Origin of the sequence: Mesorhizobium sp. M1273, assembly GCF_040318195.1 — a bacterium.
Classification (GTDB): Bacteria; Pseudomonadota; Alphaproteobacteria; order Rhizobiales; family Rhizobiaceae; genus Mesorhizobium.
Window position 1 is genome coordinate 1 of the sequence record NZ_JAMYLV010000095.1, and the last position, 652, is coordinate 652.

Below are 652 nucleotides of genomic sequence, written 5' to 3' on the forward strand. Positions count from 1 at the left end.
TAATCGATTGCCTGTCGGATCGAGGCCGAGCAGCTTCAATTCCTCCAGATCGAACACTGAACTACTTGACCCGTTGCCTTCTCGCGAACTCTTTCGAAAACACGCGATGAAGACCGAGTGCGCGCGATCCAGCTTCGCCCCTCGCAACGAAATCGGGAGGGCCGACATGCGTTTGCCAGACAAAGTTTGGTGGGGCAGGTTTCCACGTAACTTTTGATCCATAGGCCGCTTTGCCCGGAGCTGTGATACGTCCACGTAGAGTGCAGATCCGCGGCTCCAGCCTTCTCGCGCAAGCATTCGGCGTCTCCGCATGATCGACGCAGGATGTTTGCTGCAAGAGTGATGCATGATGGACAGTGGTGGGGCACGCATTGACGATGTCAGGCGTTCAGGATTTTCGCTTCCTTGGCGGCGCTGAGAAATGCCACGCGCGCTACATCCGGTGCGCTGCCGCCGCCGAGAACCTTCATGCATGCCATACGAGCCTGGATGCGGCGCGCGGTTTCTCCAATGGGCCAGCGGTAAAGCAGCATTTCGGCGGCTTCGCGGGTGCTCGAAACACTGACTTTGCCCGAGGACAGCAAAACGGTCACGGGCTCTTCGAACGTGCCGACATCTCGTTCGCAGGTCATATGCTGGTCTCCTTTCGCAA

General features: G+C 58.0%; 2 protein-coding genes. Both read right to left on the reverse strand.

Annotation, left to right across the window (positions count from 1 at the left end; all coding sequences use genetic code 11):
* On the reverse strand, nt 1-297 hold a 297-nt coding region (locus NKH30_RS33080), incomplete at its 3' end, for a hypothetical protein (protein ID WP_352998167.1).
* An 83-nt stretch (nt 298-380) separates the two neighbouring features.
* Nucleotides 381-652, reverse strand: a 272-nt coding sequence (locus tag NKH30_RS33085) for a DUF982 domain-containing protein (RefSeq protein WP_352998168.1), incomplete at its 5' end; no start/stop codon positions are given.